Below are 17,445 nucleotides of genomic sequence, written 5' to 3'. Positions count from 1 at the left end.
ACCCGCTGGAACAGTTCCCACAACTCGTCCGGCACCAGCCGTTCAACGATCCCCACCACAACCGGCAGCCTACTCAGCCAAATGAGATGACGTCTAAGGCGTGGCCGCGTCGATGTTGGTGAACTATTCTTCTATGTACATCACCAACATCGTGCGGGAGGTGCCACATGTCTGTGACCCAGATCGACATCGATGACGACGCCCTGGAACGCGCCATGGCTCTGGCCAGGGTCAGGACCAAGAAGGAGGCGGTCAATCTCGCTCTGCATTTCTACGCCGAGCAGCAGGAGCGTGCGGCGCGCATCAGCCGTCATTTCGAGCGTGCGCGTGAGTGGGGTGCCGTCGAGGACGCCGAGCGCCTGCACCGTGCGGAGAAGCACAGCCGGTGATCTACTTGCTCGACACGTCCGGCCTGGTCCGGCTGCTCCGTGATGCAAAACTGCAATCGGCCTGGTACGACGCGATCGATGCCGGGGCCATCGCATCCTGCTATGTGCAACGCACCGAGTTTCTTCACAGCGCCCGGACCGGACGCGAGTACGACGAGATCGTGGAGATGTTCACCGATCTCTACCCCGACGTGTCGGTGCCGAAGAACGCGGGGCGCTGGATCGGCGGGGTGCAACATCGTATGGCCAAGGCCGGGGAGCATCGCAGTGCCTCGGCGGTGGACCTCGTGATCGCTGCCACCGCTGCCCACCACGGCTTGGCCGTCCTCCACGACGACGCCGACTACCGTGCCATCGCTCGGCACGCGTCCGACCTTGCCGAGCACAACATCCACGACGTCTCCTGAGGCGGCGTGGAGGGCCGGATCCCGCCGGCTCCTGGTGCAGCCACCGTACGAGGTCGGCCGTGCCGGGTGAGGGGACCACGTCCCGTCCGGAGGAGCGCTCGGTGTAGCGCCGGCGGTGGAGCACTCCGAGGCGCTCCGCCTCGCGGGCGAGGACGCACTCGGCCGGTACTGAAGCCTCAGCTCGGCGCCCGTGCAGACGTGGTCGCGGTGGCGGTCTGGGGCGGCGCCCAGCGGTTCGTCCACGAACGGCGCGTACCGGGCGCATGCGTCGGCCGGCTTTCCGAGTGGCTCACGTTTCCAGGCCAGGTCGCCGTCGGTTGCGGCGCGCGCCCCGCTCGCCGGTCTGGACAACAAAGAACCCCCAGGTCTCTGACCTAGGGGTTTCGCATGGAGCGGGTGACGAGAATCGAACTCGCGCTCTCAGCTTGGGAAGCTGATGTTCTACCATTAAACTACACCCGCGTAAGTTGCCGGCCGTCCCCGAGTCGGGTGGTGCCGGAACCGTCGCCCACTGTACCCCATCCCGCGCCCCCGGTGTTCATGGACGGGGGGCCGCGTGTGTGCGCGGGGGTGGGGGATGCGGCTGCGGGGGGCCGGAGTTGGGGCGTACCGTGGAGGCCTCGGAGAGGGGCTGCGCGAGGCCGGAGTGTAGGTCGGAGTGCCGCCTGGAGGGGCGTCCCTTTCATCCCGTAATGTGTGGCCTCGTCGTCAGGGCAGTCCAGCCCGGCGCGGCTCTTTGGGGAAGGGACTTCAGGACTTGATGGAGCGCACCCTCGTCCGTTGTGCCGATGGGCACGTGTTCACCGCCGCATCGTTCCCGATGCAGCAGGCCGAGCGGCTCGGCCCCGGACGGCTCGTCCGGTGTCCCCGGTGTGCCCGGCTCCGCAGCGTGGTGCCGGTCACCCTCGTCGGGAAGCGGTAGCGGCAGCCGTCCAAGGCCGTCACCGGCGTGCGGGGTCCTCGCGATTGTGGGGGCCCCGCACGCCTTGCGTATCCTCGCTACGTGCTTCTCTCAGACAAGGACATCCGGGCCGAGATCGATGCCGGGCGGGTCCGCATCGATCCCTACGACACAGACATGGTGCAGCCGTCGAGCATCGACGTCCGGCTGGACCGTTATTTCCGGGTGTTCGAGAACCACCGGTACCCGCACATCGATCCCTCGGTCGAGCAGGCGGACCTGACCCGGCTGGTGGAGCCGGAGGGCGACGAGCCGTTCATCCTGCACCCCGGTGAGTTCGTGCTGGCCAGCACGTACGAGGTGATCAGCCTCCCGGACGACCTCGCCTCCCGGCTCGAAGGGAAGAGCTCGCTCGGACGGCTCGGGCTCGTCACCCACTCCACCGCCGGGTTCATCGACCCCGGCTTCTCCGGGCACGTCACGCTGGAGCTGTCGAACCTCGCCACCCTGCCGATCAAGCTGTGGCCGGGGATGAAGATCGGCCAGCTGTGCATGTTCCGGCTCAGCTCGCCCGCGGAGTTCCCCTACGGGGCCGAGCGGTACGGATCGCGCTACCAGGGGCAGCGTGGGCCCACCGCCTCCCGGTCCTACATCAACTTCCATCGGACCCAGGTGTGAGCGCGAGCATGAGCGACGTACGTGAGAATCTGACCTACGACCTGTTCGGCAAGGCCGTGCGCGAGCTCGCGCAGACCATCGCCGACGACGGCTACCAGCCCGACGTCGTGCTCTCCATCGCCCGGGGCGGCGTCTTCGTCGCCGGCGGGCTCGCCTACGCCCTGGACTGCAAGAACATCCACCTGGTCAACGTGGAGTTCTACACGGGCGTCGGCACCACCCTCGAGATGCCCGTCATGCTCGCCCCGGTGCCGAACGCGATCGACTTCACCGACAAGAAGGTCCTGATCGCGGACGACGTCGCCGACACCGGCAAGACGCTCAAGCTCGTCCACGACTTCTGCCTCGACCACGTCGCCGAAGTCCGCTCCGCCGTCATCTACGAGAAGTCCCAGTCCTTGGTGAAGTGCGAGTACGTCTGGAAGCGCACCGATGACTGGATCAACTTCCCGTGGAGTGTCTTGCCTCCCGTCGTGAAGCGTGAGGGTCAGGTGCTCGACGCCTGAGTCGCACGGCGCGCCATCGAAAGGCCCCTCGCATCGCGGCAGATGCGAGGGGCCTTTCGTAGGTACGGAACGGGCAGCCGAAGGACTAGAACGTGCCCAGTTTCACGATCGACAGCAGCGCGATCAGCTGGATCGCCGACGCGCCCAGGGCCTTCGGCCAGGGCAGGTCGTGGGAGCGGCTCACCATCAGGGTGAGCAGCGCGCCGCCCGCGATCCAGGTCACCCAGCCCAGGAGCTGTACGAACGACGCGTCGCCGCCCGCGAACATCGCGACGACCAGGCGCGGCGCGTCCGTCAGGGCCATGATCAGCATGGACAGGCCGACCGTGGGCTGCCAGGCGCCGTCGCCGCCGAGCTGGCGGGCCAGGGTGTGGGTGACCGCGCCCAGGACGAAGGACGAGAGCACCATCGCCACGGCCGTCGTCAGGACGATCGGGATGGCGTTGGAGAGCGTGGCGTTGATCGCGTCCTGGCGGGCGCCGTCGAAGCCGAAGACGGCCAGCAGGCCGTAGAGGAACGTCACGACGAGGGCCGGGCCCCACATCGCGTAGTCCCGCATCCGCAGGAACGTCTGGTTCGGGGACAGCACGATCCCCTTCAGCAGCGCCTTCCAGTGCAGCCGCGGACCGATCGGGCCGGCCGGGGCCGCCGCCGCGCCGGCCTGGTAGGTCCCGCCCTGCGTGTAGCCCTCGTCGTACTGCACCTGGTCGTCGATGGAGAAGGCCTGGGTGTGTCCGGGCTGGTTCGCCGCGTACGGGTCCGCCGGGCCGGGGCCGTAGCCGTCGCCCGGGCCGCCGAAGTACTCCGGCTCGCCCTGCGGCGGTTGCCCGCCGGGCTGCGGCCACGGCGACGCCGGGCCGCCACCGCCGCTCGGTGGGTAGCCCTGTGGGGCGCCGTACGACGGTCCCTGCGGCGCCTGCTGTCCGTACGGGGGGTGTTGCGGTCGCGATTGCGGGGCACGGCCGTCCCGGCCGCCGCGTCCGATCCTGAATCCAGCCACGTCATCGAACGTACCTGGTTCCGCAGAGTGGCGTGCCCACGGCCGAGTCCCGGGCGGGGGTTTGCTGCCGAGCTGTGACATCCCCTAAGGGACCCCTGAGGGGCCAACACCTGGGACTTCGGGGTTCTTTCCGGGGCGGTTGTGGGACCGGTGACTCAACCCCGCCGCGGTTCACTCCTGCGGCAGGAACTCCCGCGTCGAGAACGTCACCGCCGGCCTCACCGACAACAGCCCCTGCCGCGCCCCCGCGAACACGGCCACGGTGTCCTGTGTCTCGTTCCGGTACGTCCGTACGGCCAGGTCCGCCCGGCCGTCGCCGTCGAAGTCCCCGGCGGCGATCACCCGGGAGGTGCCGTGCGCCACGGGCGGCACGGTGACCATGTCCCGCGCCGACAGGCCCGCCGCGCGGCCCCGGAACAGCTTCAGCCGGGAGCCGCTGGAGATCAGCTCGCTCAGCCCGTCGCCGTCGAAGTCGGCGGCGTCGAGCACCGTGCCGGGGGAGTCGAGGGTGGCGCGGCCTGCGGCGGGCAGGTCGTAGCGCAGGGCCGTGCCGCCCATCGTGCCGATCGCCGCGTCCAGCGCCCTGCCCCGGCCGAAGCGGCCCAGGGCCACGTCGACGCCGGCCGGCAGCGCCGCGCCGGTGCGGGTCGGGCCGTCGGGGCCGCCGAGGACCACCGCGGACGTGCCGGACCGTTCGGCCGTACGGACGACGAGGTCGTCGTAGCCGTCGTGGTCGACGTCGGCGGCGGGGCCGGTGGGCAGGCCGCCGGGGGCGGGGATCGGCGGGGCGGCCGAGCGCGGGGCGCCCGTCCGGGTGAACGGGCCGCGCAGGAAGCTCAGCTTCCCGCCGGTGGCGTGCAGCGCGAGGTCGGCGCGCCCGTCGCCGTCGAAGTCGCCGCACACCGGCTGGTCGGGCCAGTCGTTGCCGGCCCGGGCGCGTGCCGGGACGGTGAGGACGACGCCCCGTCCGGTCAGGCCGCCGGGCGAGCCGAACAGCAGCTGCAACGGCACCGGCGGCTGCCCCTGGCCGTCGTAGGGCGGGTCGGTGGAGACGACGAGGTCGGTGAAGCCGTCGCCGTCCAGGTCGCAGGACGCCTCCGCCTCGAACAGCGCGGGCAGCTCGCCACCGGCCCGGGCCGCGTGGGTGCGCGGGGCGAGGAGCTGCCGGGTGCCCGGTACGAGGCCGCGCGCGCTGCCGTAGACGATGCCGATGCCGGGGTCGTCGGTGTGCGGCTGGCTCTTGGCGAGGTCGTTGAGGACGAGGTCGCGGTGGCCGTCGCCGTTGAAGTCGTCGGGGATCTCGCTGCCGGTGCCGTGCGGTACCGGCAGCGGGGCGGAGGCCTCGGCCGCGCGGACGGGCGTCCGCCCGGCTGCGGGGGAGGAGCTGCAGGCGGCGAGCAGGACGAGACAGCCGGTGGCCGCCGTGGTCAGAGCCCCTCTTCGCACGCGCACCGCTCCACCCCACCCGCCCCGCCGGCAACGACCTCGCCATCATGCATGCGTTCGGGGCCACGGGGACAGTCCTGGGGGCGCTGCCGGCGGGCTGGGCCGCCCCGCCGCGGGCCCGCGCGGGGTGCGTGGGCGAGGATGGGTGCATGAGCGTCGTGAAGATCAATGTGCTGACCGTTCCCGCCGAGCAGCGGGAGGTCCTGGAGAAGCGGTTCGCCTCGCGGGCCCACGCCGTGGAGAACTCCGACGGCTTCGAGTGGTTCGAGCTGCTGCGCCCCGTCGAGGGCACGGACCAGTACCTGGTGTACACGCGCTGGCGGGACGAGGAGTCCTTCCAGGCCTGGATGGAGGGACCGATGAAGGCCGCTCACCGGGGCGGCGGCGAGGGCGAGCGGCCCAAGCCCGCAGCCTCCGGCTCGACCCTGTGGTCCTTCGAGGTCGTACAGCAGGCGGCGCCGAAGGGCGCCTGACCTAGAACCTCGCGGCGCCCCGTCGCCGAGCGCCCTACGCGGACGGTTCGGCTTCTTCGGCGGGGCGCTTCGCCACGAATGAGCCCAGGCCGGGTTCGGTGTAGGTCAGCCCTTCCTCGCGCAGGGCGCGCAGCACTTTGTGCGCCGTCGCGTTGGCGATCCCGAACTCCGACGTGAGCTGCACGACGGACGGCACCCTGGTGCGCGGGGCATACGTACCGTCCGCGATCCGACCTCGGATGATCTCGGCGACCTGGCGCCAGCGGGGGATGTCGGGAGCGAATTCCATCACCCCACCATCATGCGTATGCCCTGTACGCCCGTGCGATTCACGGAATCCCTGTACTCCCTAGCATGCCTAGACTCCCTGTACTACCGTAGGAGGACGAAAGACCCCCGCGACGGTTGCAGCCGTCCGGGGGCGTGGCCACCAGCTGTATCCAAGGAGCTCTGATGACATGACCGACCTTATCCGCCGCCTCGTCACCTGGGTGGGCCTCGTGCTCTTCCCGCCCGGAGACGAACGCCTTTCCTACGTCGCCCCGGTCGCCGCCGAACCCGAGCCGCCCCTCCCGCGACACCGCAGCCCTTACGGCTTCGACACCCCCCTCGACGGCACCGCCACCCGCTCCGTACGGCCGTACCTCGTCGCCCACGAGCAACGGCAACGGCGTCGCGAGCCGGCGCTGGCGGCGCTGGGGCAGGACATGCCCGGTCCGTACCGGATCCACGGGCTGGAGGTCGCGTGATGGAGCCGCCCCGCCTGCTGCCCTGGACCGGATCCGAGGGCAAGCCCTGCTATCTGATCACCGACGACAGCGACGGGCCGGTGTCCCGGCTGGCCGACGACATGGAGTCCGTCCAGCTCGGCATGGGCGGTCAGCTCCTCGCTCACGCTCGCGAGATCCTGCCGGACACGGATCCCGGCGAACTCCGCTTCCTTGCCGGGTGCCTGGCCCGCGCTCTCGACGACGCGCTCCGGGTCGCGGAGAGCCGGGGGAGGCGGTTGGCGACGGCCGGGCCGAGCTGAACGGGAAGACGACGGCGCCCCCTGCCTGTGCGGGTCAGGGGGCGCCGTCGGGCTATGCGGGAGCTGGTTACTTCACCGGCTCCGGTTCCGGCTCGCTCGCGGTCTCCGCCTCGCCCGCCGGGTCGGCCGGCGTCTTGACGGAGTCGAGGAGGAGCTGGGCGACGTCCACGACCTGGATGGACTCCTTGGCCTTGCCCTCGTTCTTCTTGCCGTTGACCGAGTCGGTCAGCATGACCAGGCAGAACGGGCAGGCGGTGGAGACGATGTCCGGGTTGACGGAGAGGGCTTCGTCGACGCGCTCGTTGTTGATGCGCTTGCCGATCCGCTCCTCCATCCACATCCGCGCGCCGCCGGCGCCGCAGCAGAAGCCGCGCTCCTTGTGGCGGTGCATCTCCTCGTTCCGCAGACCGGGGACGTTCGCGATGATCTCGCGCGGCGGCGTGTAGATCTTGTTGTGGCGGCCCAGGTAGCACGGGTCGTGGTAGGTGATGATGCCCTCGACCGGCGTGACCGGGACCAGCTTGCCCTCGTCCACCAGGTGCTGGAGCAGCTGGGTGTGGTGGATGACCTCGTAGTCGCCGCCGAGCTGCGGGTACTCGTTGCCGAGCGTGTTGAGGCAGTGCGGGCAGGTGGCGACGATCTTCTTCGCCGACTTGGGCTTCGCGGACTCGGCGACGACCTTGCCCTCGTCGTCCAGCTCCTCGCCGAACGCTGTGTTCAGGGCCATCACGTTCTCCATGCCGAGCTCCTGGAACAGGGGCTCGTTGCCCAGGCGGCGGGCGGAGTCACCGGTGCACTTCTCGTCGCCGCCCATGATCGCGAACTTGACGCCCGCGATGTGCAGCAGCTCGGCGAAGGCCTTGGTGGTCTTCTTGGCCCGGTCCTCCAGGGCGCCGGCGCAGCCGACCCAGTACAGGTACTCGACCTCGGAGAGGTCCTCGATGTCCTTGCCGACGACCGGGACCTCGAAGTCGACCTCCTTGGTCCACTCCAGGCGCTGCTTCTTCGCCAGGCCCCAGGGGTTGCCCTTCTTCTCCAGGTTCTTGAGCATCGTGCCCGCCTCGGACGGGAACGCGGACTCGATCATCACCTGGTAGCGGCGCATGTCGACGATGTGATCGACGTGCTCGATGTCGACGGGGCACTGCTCGACGCAGGCGCCGCAGGTGGTGCAGGACCACAGGACGTCCGGGTCGATGACGCCGTTCTCCTCGGCGGTGCCGATGAGCGGGCGCTCGGCCTCGGCCAGCGCGGACGCGGGGACGTCCTTCAGCTGCTCCTCGGACGCCTTCTCCTCGCCCTCCATCGTCTTGCCGCCGCCCGCGAGCAGGTAGGGCGCCTTGGCGTGGGCGTGGTCGCGCAGCGACATGATCAGCAGCTTGGGGGAGAGCGGCTTGCCGGTGTTCCAGGCGGGGCACTGCGACTGGCAGCGGCCGCACTCGGTGCAGGTGGAGAAGTCCAGCAGGCCCTTCCAGGAGAACTGCTCGACCTGGGAGACGCCGAAGACGTCGTCCTCGCCGGGGTCCTCGAAGTTGATCGGCTTGCCGCCGCTGGTCATCGGCTGCAGGGCGCCGAGCGCGGTCTCACCCGTCGCGTTGCGCTTGAACCAGATGTTCGGGAACGCCAGGAAGCGGTGCCAGGCCACACCCATGTTGGTGTTGAGGCTGACCGTGATCATCCAGATCATGGTCGTGCCCAGCTTGATCAGGGCGAAGAGGTAGACCAGGTTCTGCAGCGTCCCGACGCTCAGGCCCTTCAGCGCCAGGATCACCGGGTACGAGGCGAAGTAGCCGGCCTCGTAGTGGTCCACGTGGTGCAGGGCGCCCTCCAGGGCGCGCAGCACGTAGATCGCGAGGCCGATGACGAGGATGACGTACTCGACGAAGTACGCCTGGCCCATCTTCGAGCCCGCGAAGCGGGACTTGCGGCCGGGCCGCGAGGGCAGGCTGAGCAGGCGGATGACGATCAGCGTCGCGATGCCGAGCGTGGTCATCGCGCCGATGAACTCGATGTACATCTCGTACGGCAGGAAGCCGCCGATGACCGGCAGCGTCCAGTCCGCCTGGAACAGCTGGCCGTAGGCGTTGATGATCGTGGGCGGCAGCGTCAGGAAGCCGATGGCCACGAACCAGTGGGCGATGCCGATGATCCCCCAGCGGTTCATGCGCGTGTGGCCGAGGAACTCCCGCACCAGGGTCACGCTGCGCGCGTAGGGGTTGTCGGTCCGGCTGCCCGCCGGGACCGGCTGGCCCAGCTTGAAGTACCGGACGAACTGGCCGATGGCGCGGGCGAGCAGGGCGACGCCGACCACGGTCAGGGCCAGCGACACGATGATCGCGGCGAGTTGCATGGGGGCTCCTCGGGCCTGCGAGGGTTGATCGCGGGAGATTACTAAGCGGTAACTTATGCAGTTCGTCTGAGACTACCCGCATCTTCCGATGCAATGTAGCCAGCCGTTCGGTGATCTGTGTCGCTGAGGCTTGCCTTAAAGGATCACAGGAAACGCGGGGCTTCCGGGTGGCAGGTCGCAATCCGATCGTGTTATTCGTACCAAATTGGTACATTCACCTCTAACTTATATCCGTGCTCTACGGGATCGCCGCTGCCACCGCCGCCCTGCTGCTCACCGCCCTGCTCGCGGGAGCGCTCCGGACGCCTGCCCTGCGCATGGGGCTCGTCGACCGGCGACGGCGCTCGCGGCCCGTGCCGCTGCTCGGCGGGGCCGCCGTCGCCCTCGCCACCTGTCTGGTCGCCGCGGCCGGCAACTGGACCCGGCTCGCGCCGCTCGGCGCCGGCAACAACCGGCTGCTCGTCGCGGGCGGCGCGGTCGCCGCGCTGGGGCTGGCCGCCGACGTGTGGCGGCTCAGAAGAAGGTTCCTGCTGGTGGGTACGGCCGTGGCCGCGGCCTTCGTCGTGCCGTACGACGAGACGGGGGTGCTCGGCGGGATGCTGGGAGTCGTCTTCGTCGCGGTCGCCTCGCTCGCCTTCCGCTCGCTGGACCACGTCGACGGCGTCGCCGGGACCGTGGGGGTGCTCACCGCCTTCGGGGTGGCCGCGTGCGCCGCGGCGGAGGTGATGGACGGCCTCGCGGTGCTGCTGAGCGTGCTCGCCGCCGCGCTGACCGGCTTCCTGATGCACGGCTGGCCGGCCGCTCGGATCGCGCTCGGCTCCTGCGGCTCGCTGTTCACCGGCTTCCTGCTGGCCTCCGCGGCCGTGGTGAGCCGCTCGGGCTACGACCTGACCGGCACCGCCGCCGTGCTCGGGCCGCTGGTCGCGCTCGGCGCCGCCGACGTCGTCCTCGTCGTCCTCTCGCGGCGGCTGGCCGGCCGGCCGCTGTCGCGCGGCGGACCCGACCACGTCGGCCACCGGCTGCGGCGGCTCGGACTCACCGCGCAGGGCACGGCCGTACTGCTGGGCGTGGCCGCGGGCGCCGGGGTACTCGTGGGAGTGCTGGTGCACGCCGGGTGGGCCCGCCCGAGCGCCGCGCTGTGGGTGGCGGGCGCCGCGCTCGTCGTCGTCGCCGCGCTGCTGCGGGTGCCGGTGTACCGGGTGCCGCGCCGGCGGGGACCGGGCCCGGAGACCATGGCGCGGGCGCCCCGGCAGGCCTCCCCGGGGACCGCGCGGCCGGCTTCTTCCCGGGTTCAGCCGCCTCGGCGTCCGCCATCGTCGCAGGTCAGAGCGCCGTTGCGTGTAAGGAACGGATAAGAGTTGAGTCCAGGTGACTCATGTCTGTTGACCGAGCCGTGAGCCTCATGCACACTTGAGTCTGTTCCACTCAAGTCAGTTGGAGGAATCGCAATGGCACGTGCGGTCGGCATCGACCTGGGCACGACGAACTCGGTGGTCTCGGTCCTCGAGGGCGGCGAGCCCACCGTCATCACCAACGCCGAGGGCGCCAGGACCACGCCGTCCGTCGTCGCCTTCGCCAAGAACGGCGAGGTGCTCGTTGGCGAGGTGGCCAAGCGCCAGGCCGTCACCAACGTGGACCGGACCATCCGTTCGGTCAAGCGCCACATGGGCACGGACTGGAAGATCGAGCTCGACGGGAAGCCCTTCAACCCGCAGCAGATCTCCGCGTTCATCCTGCAGAAGCTGAAGCGCGACGCGGAGGCGTACCTGGGCGAGAAGGTGACCGACGCGGTCATCACCGTCCCGGCGTACTTCAACGACTCCGAGCGCCAGGCGACGAAGGAGGCCGGTGAGATCGCCGGTCTGAACGTCCTGCGCATCGTCAACGAGCCGACCGCCGCCGCGCTGGCGTACGGCCTCGACAAGGACGACCAGACGATCCTCGTCTTCGACCTCGGTGGCGGCACCTTCGACGTGTCCCTGCTGGAGATCGGCGACGGCGTCGTCGAGGTGAAGGCCACCAACGGTGACAACCACCTCGGTGGTGACGACTGGGACCAGCGCGTCGTCGACTACCTGGTCAAGCAGTTCCAGTCCGGTCACGGCGTGGACCTGTCCAAGGACAAGATGGCCCTGCAGCGTCTGCGTGAGGCTGCCGAGAAGGCCAAGATCGAGCTGTCCTCGTCCACCGAGACCTCGATCAACCTGCCCTACATCACCGCGTCCGCCGAGGGCCCGCTGCACCTGGACGAGAAGCTCACGCGCGCCCAGTTCCAGCAGCTGACGGCCGACCTGCTGGAGCGCTGCAAGACGCCGTTCCACAACGTCATCAAGGACGCCGGCATCCAGCTCGCCGAGATCGACCACGTCGTCCTCGTCGGCGGTTCCACCCGTATGCCCGCCGTCGCCGAGCTCGTCAAGGAGCTGACCGGCGGCAAGGAGGCCAACAAGGGTGTGAACCCGGACGAGGTCGTCGCCATCGGCGCCTCGCTCCAGGCCGGTGTCCTCAAGGGTGAGGTCAAGGACGTCCTGCTGCTGGACGTCACCCCGCTGTCCCTCGGCATCGAGACCAAGGGCGGCATCATGACCAAGCTCATCGAGCGCAACACTACGATCCCGACCAAGCGCTCCGAGATCTTCACGACGGCCGAGGACAACCAGCCGTCCGTGCAGATCCAGGTCTACCAGGGCGAGCGCGAGATCGCGGCGTACAACAAGAAGCTCGGCATGTTCGAGCTGACCGGTCTGCCGCCGGCGCCGCGTGGCGTCCCGCAGATCGAGGTCTCCTTCGACATCGACGCCAACGGCATCATGCACGTCACGGCGAAGGACCTCGGCACCGGCAAGGAGCAGAAGATGACCGTCACCGGCGGCTCCTCGCTCCCGAAGGACGAGGTCGACCGCATGCGTGAGGAGGCCGAGCGTTACGCGGAGGAGGACCACAAGCGCCGCGAGGCCGCCGAGGCCCGCAACCAGGGCGAGCAGCTGGTCTACCAGACGGAGAAGTTCCTCAAGGACAACGAGGACAAGGTCCCCGGCGACGTCAAGACCGAGGTCGAGGAGGCCGTTGCCGAGCTGAAGGAGAAGCTCAAGGGCGAGTCCGCCGAAGGCGACAACACCGCCGAGATCCGCTCCGCCACGGAGAAGGTCGCGGCCGTCTCGCAGAAGCTGGGCCAGGCGCTGTACGCCGACGCGCAGGGCGCCCAGGCCGCGGGTGGCGCCGGTGACGCGGGCGCCGGTCAGGCCAAGGCCGCCGACGACGACGTCGTGGACGCCGAGATCGTGGACGACGAGCGCAAGGACGGGGCCGCGTAATGACGGAGGAGACCCCGGGTTTTGAAGAGAAGCCCGACGTCCCCTCCGGCGCCACCCCTGACGACGCCGAGCCGAAGGCCGCCTCCTCCGAGGAGGGGGCGGCCCCGGCCGGGGACGGGAACGACAACGCCGGTCTCGTGGCCCAGCTGGACCAGGTGCGCACGGCGCTCGGTGAGCGCACGGCGGACCTCCAGCGCCTGCAGGCCGAGTACCAGAACTACCGCCGCCGGGTCGAGCGGGACCGCGCCGCGGTCAAGGAGGTCGCCATCGCGAACCTCCTGACCGAGCTGCTGCCCGTGCTCGACGACATCGGGCGCGCGCGGGAGCACGGCGAGCTGGTGGGCGGCTTCAAGTCGGTCGCCGAGTCGCTGGAGACCGTCGCGGCGAAGATGGGCCTGCAGCAGTTCGGCAAGGAGGGCGAGCCCTTCGACCCGACGATCCACGAGGCCCTGATGCACAGCTACGCGCCGGACGTCACCGAGACGACCTGCGTGGCGATCCTGCAGCCCGGGTACCGCATCGGTGAGCGCACCATCCGCCCCGCGCGGGTGGCCGTAGCCGAGCCGCAGCCCGGCGCGCAGGGCACGAAGGCGGAGGGCGCCGAGGACAAGGCGGCCGACGACAAGGAGAGCGGTGGCCCGGACGAGGGCTGACGTCGTACACGACATCGGGAAGGAGGGACGTCGGGGATGAGCACCAAGGACTTCATCGAGAAGGACTACTACAAGGTCCTCGGCGTCCCCAAGGACGCCACCGAGGCCGAGATCAAGAAGGCGTACCGGAAGCTCGCCCGCGAGTTCCACCCGGACGCCAACAAGGGCAACGCCAAGGCCGAGGAGCGCTTCAAGGAGATCTCCGAGGCGAACGACGTGCTCGGCGACCCCAAGAAGCGCAAGGAGTACGACGAGGCTCGCACCCTGTTCGGCAACGGCGGCTTCAGGCCGGGGCCGGGCGCGGGCGGCGGCTCCTTCAACTTCGACCTGGGCGACCTCTTCGGAGGCGGCGCCCAGGGCGGAGGCAGCTTCGGCGGAGGACTCGGTGACGTCTTCGGGGGCCTGTTCAACCGGGGCGGCGCCACGGGGACGCGGACCCAGCCCCGGCGCGGCCAGGACATCGAGTCCGAGGTCACGCTCAGCTTCACCGAGGCCATCGAGGGCGCCACGGTCCCGCTGCGGATGTCCTCCCAGGCGCCGTGCAAGGCCTGCTCCGGCACCGGCGACAAGAACGGCACGCCGCGGGTGTGCCCGACCTGCGTCGGCACGGGGCAGGTGGCGCGCGGCTCCGGCGGCGGCTTCTCCCTGACCGACCCCTGCCCGGACTGCAAGGGCCGGGGCCTGATCGCGGAGAACCCCTGCGAGGTGTGCCTCGGCAGCGGCCGGGCGAAGTCCTCCCGCACCATGCAGGTCCGCATCCCGGCCGGCGTCTCGGACGGGCAGCGGATCCGGCTGCGCGGCAAGGGCGCGCCGGGCGAGCGCGGCGGACCGGCCGGCGACCTCTACGTCGTCGTGCATGTCGACGCCCACCCGGTGTTCGGCCGCAAGGACGACAACCTCACGGTGACCGTGCCGGTGACGTTCGTGGAGGCGGCGCTCGGCGGGGAGGTCAGGGTGCCGACCCTGGGCGGCCCGCCGGTCACGCTGAAGCTGCCGCCCGGCACGCCCAACGGCCGGACGATGCGCGCCCGCGGCAAGGGCGCGGTCCGCAAGGACGGCACCCGCGGCGATCTGCTGGTCACCGTGGAGGTGAGTGTTCCCAAGGATCTGTCGGGGAAGGCTCGTGACGCGCTCGAGGCGTATCGCGAGGCGAGTGCCGGCGACGATCCGCGGGCGGAGCTGTTCGAGGCCGCGAAGGGAGCTTGAGTGGGATGGACGGCCGTCGACGTAATCCGTATGAACTGACCGAGGACACCCCGGTCTACGTCATCTCGGTGGCGGCCCAGCTCTCCGGTCTCCACCCGCAGACGCTGCGCCAGTACGACCGTCTGGGCCTGGTCTCCCCGGACCGCACCGCCGGCCGGGGCCGGCGCTACTCGGCCCGCGACATCGAACTGCTCCGTCAGGTGCAGCAGTTGTCGCAGGACGAGGGCATCAACCTGGCCGGCATCAAGCGCATCATCGAACTGGAGAACCAGGTCGCCGCGTTGCAGTCCCGCGTGGCGGAGATGCAGGCGGCCCTGGAGGGCGCGGCGGCGGCGATGCAGCAGCGCGAGGCCGCCGTGCACGCCTCCTACCGCCGCGACCTGGTGCCCTACCAGGAGGTCCAGCAGGCCAGCGCGTTGGTGGTGTGGCGGCCCAAGAAGGCCAAGGATTAGCGCCGGCGGGCGTTGACACGCGAAGGGGCCCGGAGGCGATCTGCCTCCGGGCCCCTTCGCGTGGTGCGGGGGTGTCAGCCGCGCGCGGTGGGCCGGCGGCGGCCACCGAAGAAGGCGGCGGCGCCGCCGAGGGCGACGAGCGCGGCGGCGGCCGAGGCCGGCAGCCCGGTCGAGCCCGAACCGGTGGAGGCCGGCGACCCGGTGACGGTCGTGGTGGTGGTGCCGGTGCCCGCGCCGCCGGTGGTGAGCGCCGCGGCCGTCGCCGTGGCGCTCACCACGCCGGTGGGCGAGCCGGCCGGCGTGGGGGAGGCCGGCTGCGACGGGGAGGCACTCGGGGAGCGGGTGGCGGGCGGGGGCGTGGCCGGCCGGGCGTGGTCGTCGCCGGGCCGGCCTGGACCTCGGTGGCGGACTCGTCGACGTCGTAGGTGTCGCCCATCGAGTACTTCGCAACAGCGCTCCCGATGACGGATGGCCGATATCTTTCGGTCACCTGTGCGGATTCGACGGAGGTGAACCCCCGTTCGTGAAGGACCGGTAAAGGGTGTTTGACGGTGAATGAGCGGGGATTTTCCGGGCCTTCACGCACGGAGCGGAGCGTGATGTTGCCATCTCGTTAGGTGGCCGGTCTTGACGCAAGGTGGCGCTCCCGCGTTGGCTTTTCAGTCACGTGGGTCGTGCTGCTGCACCCGCGTTTCGTACCGCACCCGAAGTGAGCCCCCGCATGCGCCGTACCGCCATATCCGTGGCCGCAGCCACGATGATCCTCACGCTCGCCGGCTGCAGCATGCTGAACTCGGCGGGCTCCGGCGGCACCGCGAGGCCCACGAAGGGCGACGACGTCACCGTGGGGCTGCTGCTGCCGGAGAAGGTGAACTCCCGGTACGAGAAGTTCGACCACCCCATCATCGCCGCGAAGGTCGCCTCCCTCACCCACAACCAGGGCAGGGTCGAGTACGCCAACGCGGAGCAGGACGCGCCCCGGCAGGCGACCCAGATGCAGCAGATGATCGACAACAAGGTCGACGTCATCCTGCTGGACGCGGTCGACTCGCACGCGATCGCCGGCGAGGTGCAGAAGGCGAAGGACGCGGGCATCCCGGTCATCGCCTACGACCGCCTCGCCGAAGGCCCGATCGACGCCTACGTCTCCTTCGACAACGAACTCGTCGGCGAGGTGCAGGGCCGCACCCTGCTGGACGCCCTCGGCGAGGGCGCCGGCACCTCCGACAAGATCGTCATGATGAACGGCTCGCCGACCGACCCGAACGCGGGCCAGTTCAAGCGGGGCGCGCTCAGCGAGCTGAACGGCAAGGTGACGATCGCGAAGTCCTACGACACCAAGGACTGGGACCCGAAGAACGCCGAGGCCAACATGGCCGAGGCGATCGCCGCGATCGGCGCCAAGAAGATCGACGGCGTCTACTCTGCCAACGACGCCATGGTCGGCGGCATCATCAAGGCCCTCAAGGCGGCCGGCGTCTCCAGCCTGCCGCCCATCACCGGGCAGGACGCCGAACTGGACGCGGTGCAGCGGATCGTGGCCGGCGACCAGTACATGAGCGTGTACAAGCCCTACCCGACCGAGGCCGAGGCCGCCGCGGAGATGGCCGTGGCCAAGGTGCAGGGCAAGGACATCCAGTTCGACGCGCTCGCCGGCGACAGCGTCGACAGCCCCACGCAGAAGGGCATCCCGGCACAGCTCCTCAGCGTGGTCGCGCTGACGAAGAGCAACATCAAGAGCACGGTCGTCAAGGACGGCGTCTACAAGGTGCCGGAGATCTGCACCGGCAAGTACACGACGGCGTGCGCGGCGATTGGCCTGAAGTAGCCGGTGCCGGGCCGTGGACCCTCACGGCCCGGTGAGCGCGGTCATCGGCACGAACACGCCGTCCGGGGCGTACGGGACCGTCGCGCCGCTGAGATAGCCGTCCGCGTCCCGGTCGCCGGACACCCGCAGCCCGGTCACCCGCGCCCGCTTCGGGACGTCGTACCAGACCTCGGTCTCGATGAGGTCGTGCCCGCCGATCTCGACCTGCTCGTGCTGGCGGCGCACCGCCATCGCGAAGGAGTCGGGCGGCGTACGCGCCCCGTCGGCGCTCACCAGCCGCTGCCGCGCGGCGACATAGGTGTGGAAGGCGGGGTCGGCGTTGCGCACCCGCAGCCGCGCGGTGCAGAACTGCCCGTCCGGCTGCGCCTCGCTGTGCGTGCCGGCCACGGCGGTCAGCCCGCAGCGCAGGGACAGCACCGTGAAGACCAGGTGCCCGTCCCGGTGTTCGCCCGGGGCGCGCGGAGAGGGGCGGGCGGAGGCATGAGGCGGCGCACCCCCGGCCGCGTCACACCCGGCCACGCCCACGACGCCCGCCAGGACGAGCGCGGCGGCCCGGGCGAGGGTGGCGGCCCGGACGAGCACGGCGGCCCGGACAGGTAGGGCGGCCCGGACGAGCACGGCGGCCCGGACAGGTAGGGCGGCCCGGACAGGTACGGCGGGCCGGACGGCCGTGGCGGCTCGGTCGGCCGTGGCGGCTCGGGCGGCGGTCGTGGCCCGGTCGGCCGTCGTGGCCCGGGAGGCCGTGGCCGGCGGATGCGCCGGTGTCGTACGCCCTGTGCGGAGCATGTCCGGCATTGTGGGGCCGGTTCGCG

19 protein-coding genes and 1 tRNA gene are annotated in these 17,445 nt (G+C 70.5%); 13 read left to right on the top strand and 7 right to left on the bottom strand.

Annotation, left to right across the window (positions count from 1 at the left end; translation table 11 throughout):
• Positions 1-167 precede the first annotated feature (167 nt).
• Both AC0B9F_RS32205 and AC0B9F_RS32200 read left to right on the top strand, forming a co-directional pair.
• Positions 168-389 (top strand): type II toxin-antitoxin system VapB family antitoxin, encoded by a 222-nt coding sequence (locus AC0B9F_RS32205; protein WP_037887321.1) that lies wholly within the window; start codon positions 168-170, stop codon positions 387-389.
• Entirely contained in the window at positions 386-796 is a 411-nt protein-coding gene (locus tag AC0B9F_RS32200; protein ID WP_472008495.1) for a PIN domain-containing protein, read from the top strand. The genes AC0B9F_RS32205 and AC0B9F_RS32200 overlap by 4 nt, the downstream gene beginning before the upstream one ends.
• A 388-nt stretch (positions 797-1,184) precedes the next feature.
• Here the strand turns inward: AC0B9F_RS32200 and AC0B9F_RS32195 are convergent.
• Positions 1,185-1,258 (bottom strand) — tRNA-Gly (locus AC0B9F_RS32195).
• A gap of 541 nt (positions 1,259-1,799) precedes the next feature.
• Here AC0B9F_RS32195 and dcd point away from each other — a divergent pair.
• The gene (dcd, locus tag AC0B9F_RS32190; protein WP_363265165.1) at positions 1,800-2,375 is read left to right on the top strand and encodes a dCTP deaminase; all 576 of its coding nucleotides are present in this window, start codon (positions 1,800-1,802) and stop codon (positions 2,373-2,375) included.
• A gap of 8 nt (positions 2,376-2,383) precedes the next feature.
• Entirely contained in the window at positions 2,384-2,881 is a 498-nt protein-coding gene (locus AC0B9F_RS32185) for a phosphoribosyltransferase (RefSeq protein WP_472008494.1), read from the top strand.
• Between the two features lie 85 nt (positions 2,882-2,966).
• On the opposite strand, the gene AC0B9F_RS32180 is transcribed toward AC0B9F_RS32185, so the two are convergent.
• On the bottom strand, positions 2,967-3,962 hold the full coding sequence (locus AC0B9F_RS32180; RefSeq protein WP_472008493.1) for a Yip1 family protein: 996 nt from the start codon (positions 3,960-3,962) through the stop codon (positions 2,967-2,969).
• Positions 3,963-4,052: 90 nt separating this feature from the next.
• Positions 4,053-5,333, bottom strand: a complete 1,281-nt coding sequence (locus tag AC0B9F_RS32175) for an FG-GAP repeat domain-containing protein (protein WP_472008491.1) — start codon at positions 5,331-5,333, stop codon at positions 4,053-4,055.
• A gap of 143 nt (positions 5,334-5,476) precedes the next feature.
• Here AC0B9F_RS32175 and AC0B9F_RS32170 point away from each other — a divergent pair, with 143 nt between their 5' ends.
• On the top strand, positions 5,477-5,800 hold the full coding sequence (locus AC0B9F_RS32170; RefSeq protein ID WP_472008490.1) for an antibiotic biosynthesis monooxygenase family protein: 324 nt from the start codon (positions 5,477-5,479) through the stop codon (positions 5,798-5,800).
• Between the two features lie 34 nt (positions 5,801-5,834).
• Here AC0B9F_RS32170 and AC0B9F_RS32165 read toward each other — a convergent pair whose 3' ends face one another.
• Positions 5,835-6,089 carry a GntR family transcriptional regulator gene (locus AC0B9F_RS32165; RefSeq protein WP_472008489.1) on the bottom strand — a complete coding sequence of 85 codons (255 nt, stop codon included), beginning with the start codon at positions 6,087-6,089 and terminating at the stop codon, positions 5,835-5,837.
• A gap of 169 nt (positions 6,090-6,258) precedes the next feature.
• Between AC0B9F_RS32165 and AC0B9F_RS32160 the strand changes: the two genes are divergently transcribed.
• Both AC0B9F_RS32160 and AC0B9F_RS32155 read left to right on the top strand, forming a co-directional pair.
• Positions 6,259-6,549 (top strand): hypothetical protein, encoded by a 291-nt coding sequence (locus AC0B9F_RS32160; protein ID WP_472008487.1) that lies wholly within the window; start codon positions 6,259-6,261, stop codon positions 6,547-6,549.
• A complete protein-coding gene (locus tag AC0B9F_RS32155; protein ID WP_472008486.1) occupies positions 6,549-6,830 on the top strand; it encodes a hypothetical protein in 282 nt (93 codons plus the stop codon). Before AC0B9F_RS32160 ends, AC0B9F_RS32155 begins: the two co-directional genes overlap by 1 nt.
• Before the next feature lie 67 nt (positions 6,831-6,897).
• Here the strand turns inward: AC0B9F_RS32155 and AC0B9F_RS32150 are convergent, their stop codons facing one another.
• Complete coding sequence (locus AC0B9F_RS32150; protein WP_472008484.1) at positions 6,898-9,180, bottom strand: (Fe-S)-binding protein; 2,283 nt, start codon at positions 9,178-9,180, stop codon at positions 6,898-6,900.
• A gap of 233 nt (positions 9,181-9,413) precedes the next feature.
• Here AC0B9F_RS32150 and AC0B9F_RS32145 point away from each other — a divergent pair, with 233 nt between their 5' ends.
• The 5 genes from AC0B9F_RS32145 (at position 9,414) to AC0B9F_RS32125 (ending at position 14,805) form a co-directional block, all read left to right on the top strand.
• The gene (locus AC0B9F_RS32145) at positions 9,414-10,535 is read left to right on the top strand and encodes an MraY family glycosyltransferase (protein ID WP_472008482.1); all 1,122 of its coding nucleotides are present in this window, start codon (positions 9,414-9,416) and stop codon (positions 10,533-10,535) included.
• A 93-nt stretch (positions 10,536-10,628) separates the two neighbouring features.
• Entirely contained in the window at positions 10,629-12,494 is a 1,866-nt protein-coding gene (dnaK, locus tag AC0B9F_RS32140; protein ID WP_472008480.1) for a molecular chaperone DnaK, read from the top strand.
• Positions 12,494-13,147 (top strand): nucleotide exchange factor GrpE, encoded by a 654-nt coding sequence (grpE, locus tag AC0B9F_RS32135; protein ID WP_472008479.1) that lies wholly within the window; start codon positions 12,494-12,496, stop codon positions 13,145-13,147. The genes dnaK and grpE overlap by 1 nt, the downstream gene beginning before the upstream one ends.
• A 36-nt stretch (positions 13,148-13,183) precedes the next feature.
• Complete coding sequence (gene dnaJ / locus AC0B9F_RS32130; protein ID WP_472008477.1) at positions 13,184-14,353, top strand: molecular chaperone DnaJ; 1,170 nt, start codon at positions 13,184-13,186, stop codon at positions 14,351-14,353.
• A 5-nt stretch (positions 14,354-14,358) separates the two neighbouring features.
• A complete protein-coding gene (locus AC0B9F_RS32125; protein ID WP_472008475.1) occupies positions 14,359-14,805 on the top strand; it encodes a heat shock protein transcriptional repressor HspR in 447 nt (148 codons plus the stop codon).
• A gap of 74 nt (positions 14,806-14,879) precedes the next feature.
• Here the strand turns inward: AC0B9F_RS32125 and AC0B9F_RS32120 are convergent, their stop codons facing one another.
• On the bottom strand, positions 14,880-15,083 hold the full coding sequence (locus tag AC0B9F_RS32120) for a hypothetical protein (RefSeq protein ID WP_472008473.1): 204 nt from the start codon (positions 15,081-15,083) through the stop codon (positions 14,880-14,882).
• A gap of 443 nt (positions 15,084-15,526) precedes the next feature.
• Here AC0B9F_RS32120 and AC0B9F_RS32115 point away from each other — a divergent pair, with 443 nt between their 5' ends.
• The gene (locus AC0B9F_RS32115; protein WP_472008471.1) at positions 15,527-16,633 is read left to right on the top strand and encodes a sugar ABC transporter substrate-binding protein; all 1,107 of its coding nucleotides are present in this window, start codon (positions 15,527-15,529) and stop codon (positions 16,631-16,633) included.
• Between the two features lie 21 nt (positions 16,634-16,654).
• Here the strand turns inward: AC0B9F_RS32115 and AC0B9F_RS32110 are convergent, their stop codons facing one another.
• On the bottom strand, positions 16,655-17,419 hold the full coding sequence (locus AC0B9F_RS32110; protein WP_472008469.1) for a DUF4352 domain-containing protein: 765 nt from the start codon (positions 17,417-17,419) through the stop codon (positions 16,655-16,657).
• Positions 17,420-17,445: the final 26 nt, after the last annotated feature.

The sequence above is a fragment of the Streptomyces sp. NPDC097129 genome (assembly GCF_055668065.1).
Note: the sequence above shows the minus strand (reverse complement) of the source record. Positions and strands in the feature narration are given on the sequence as shown.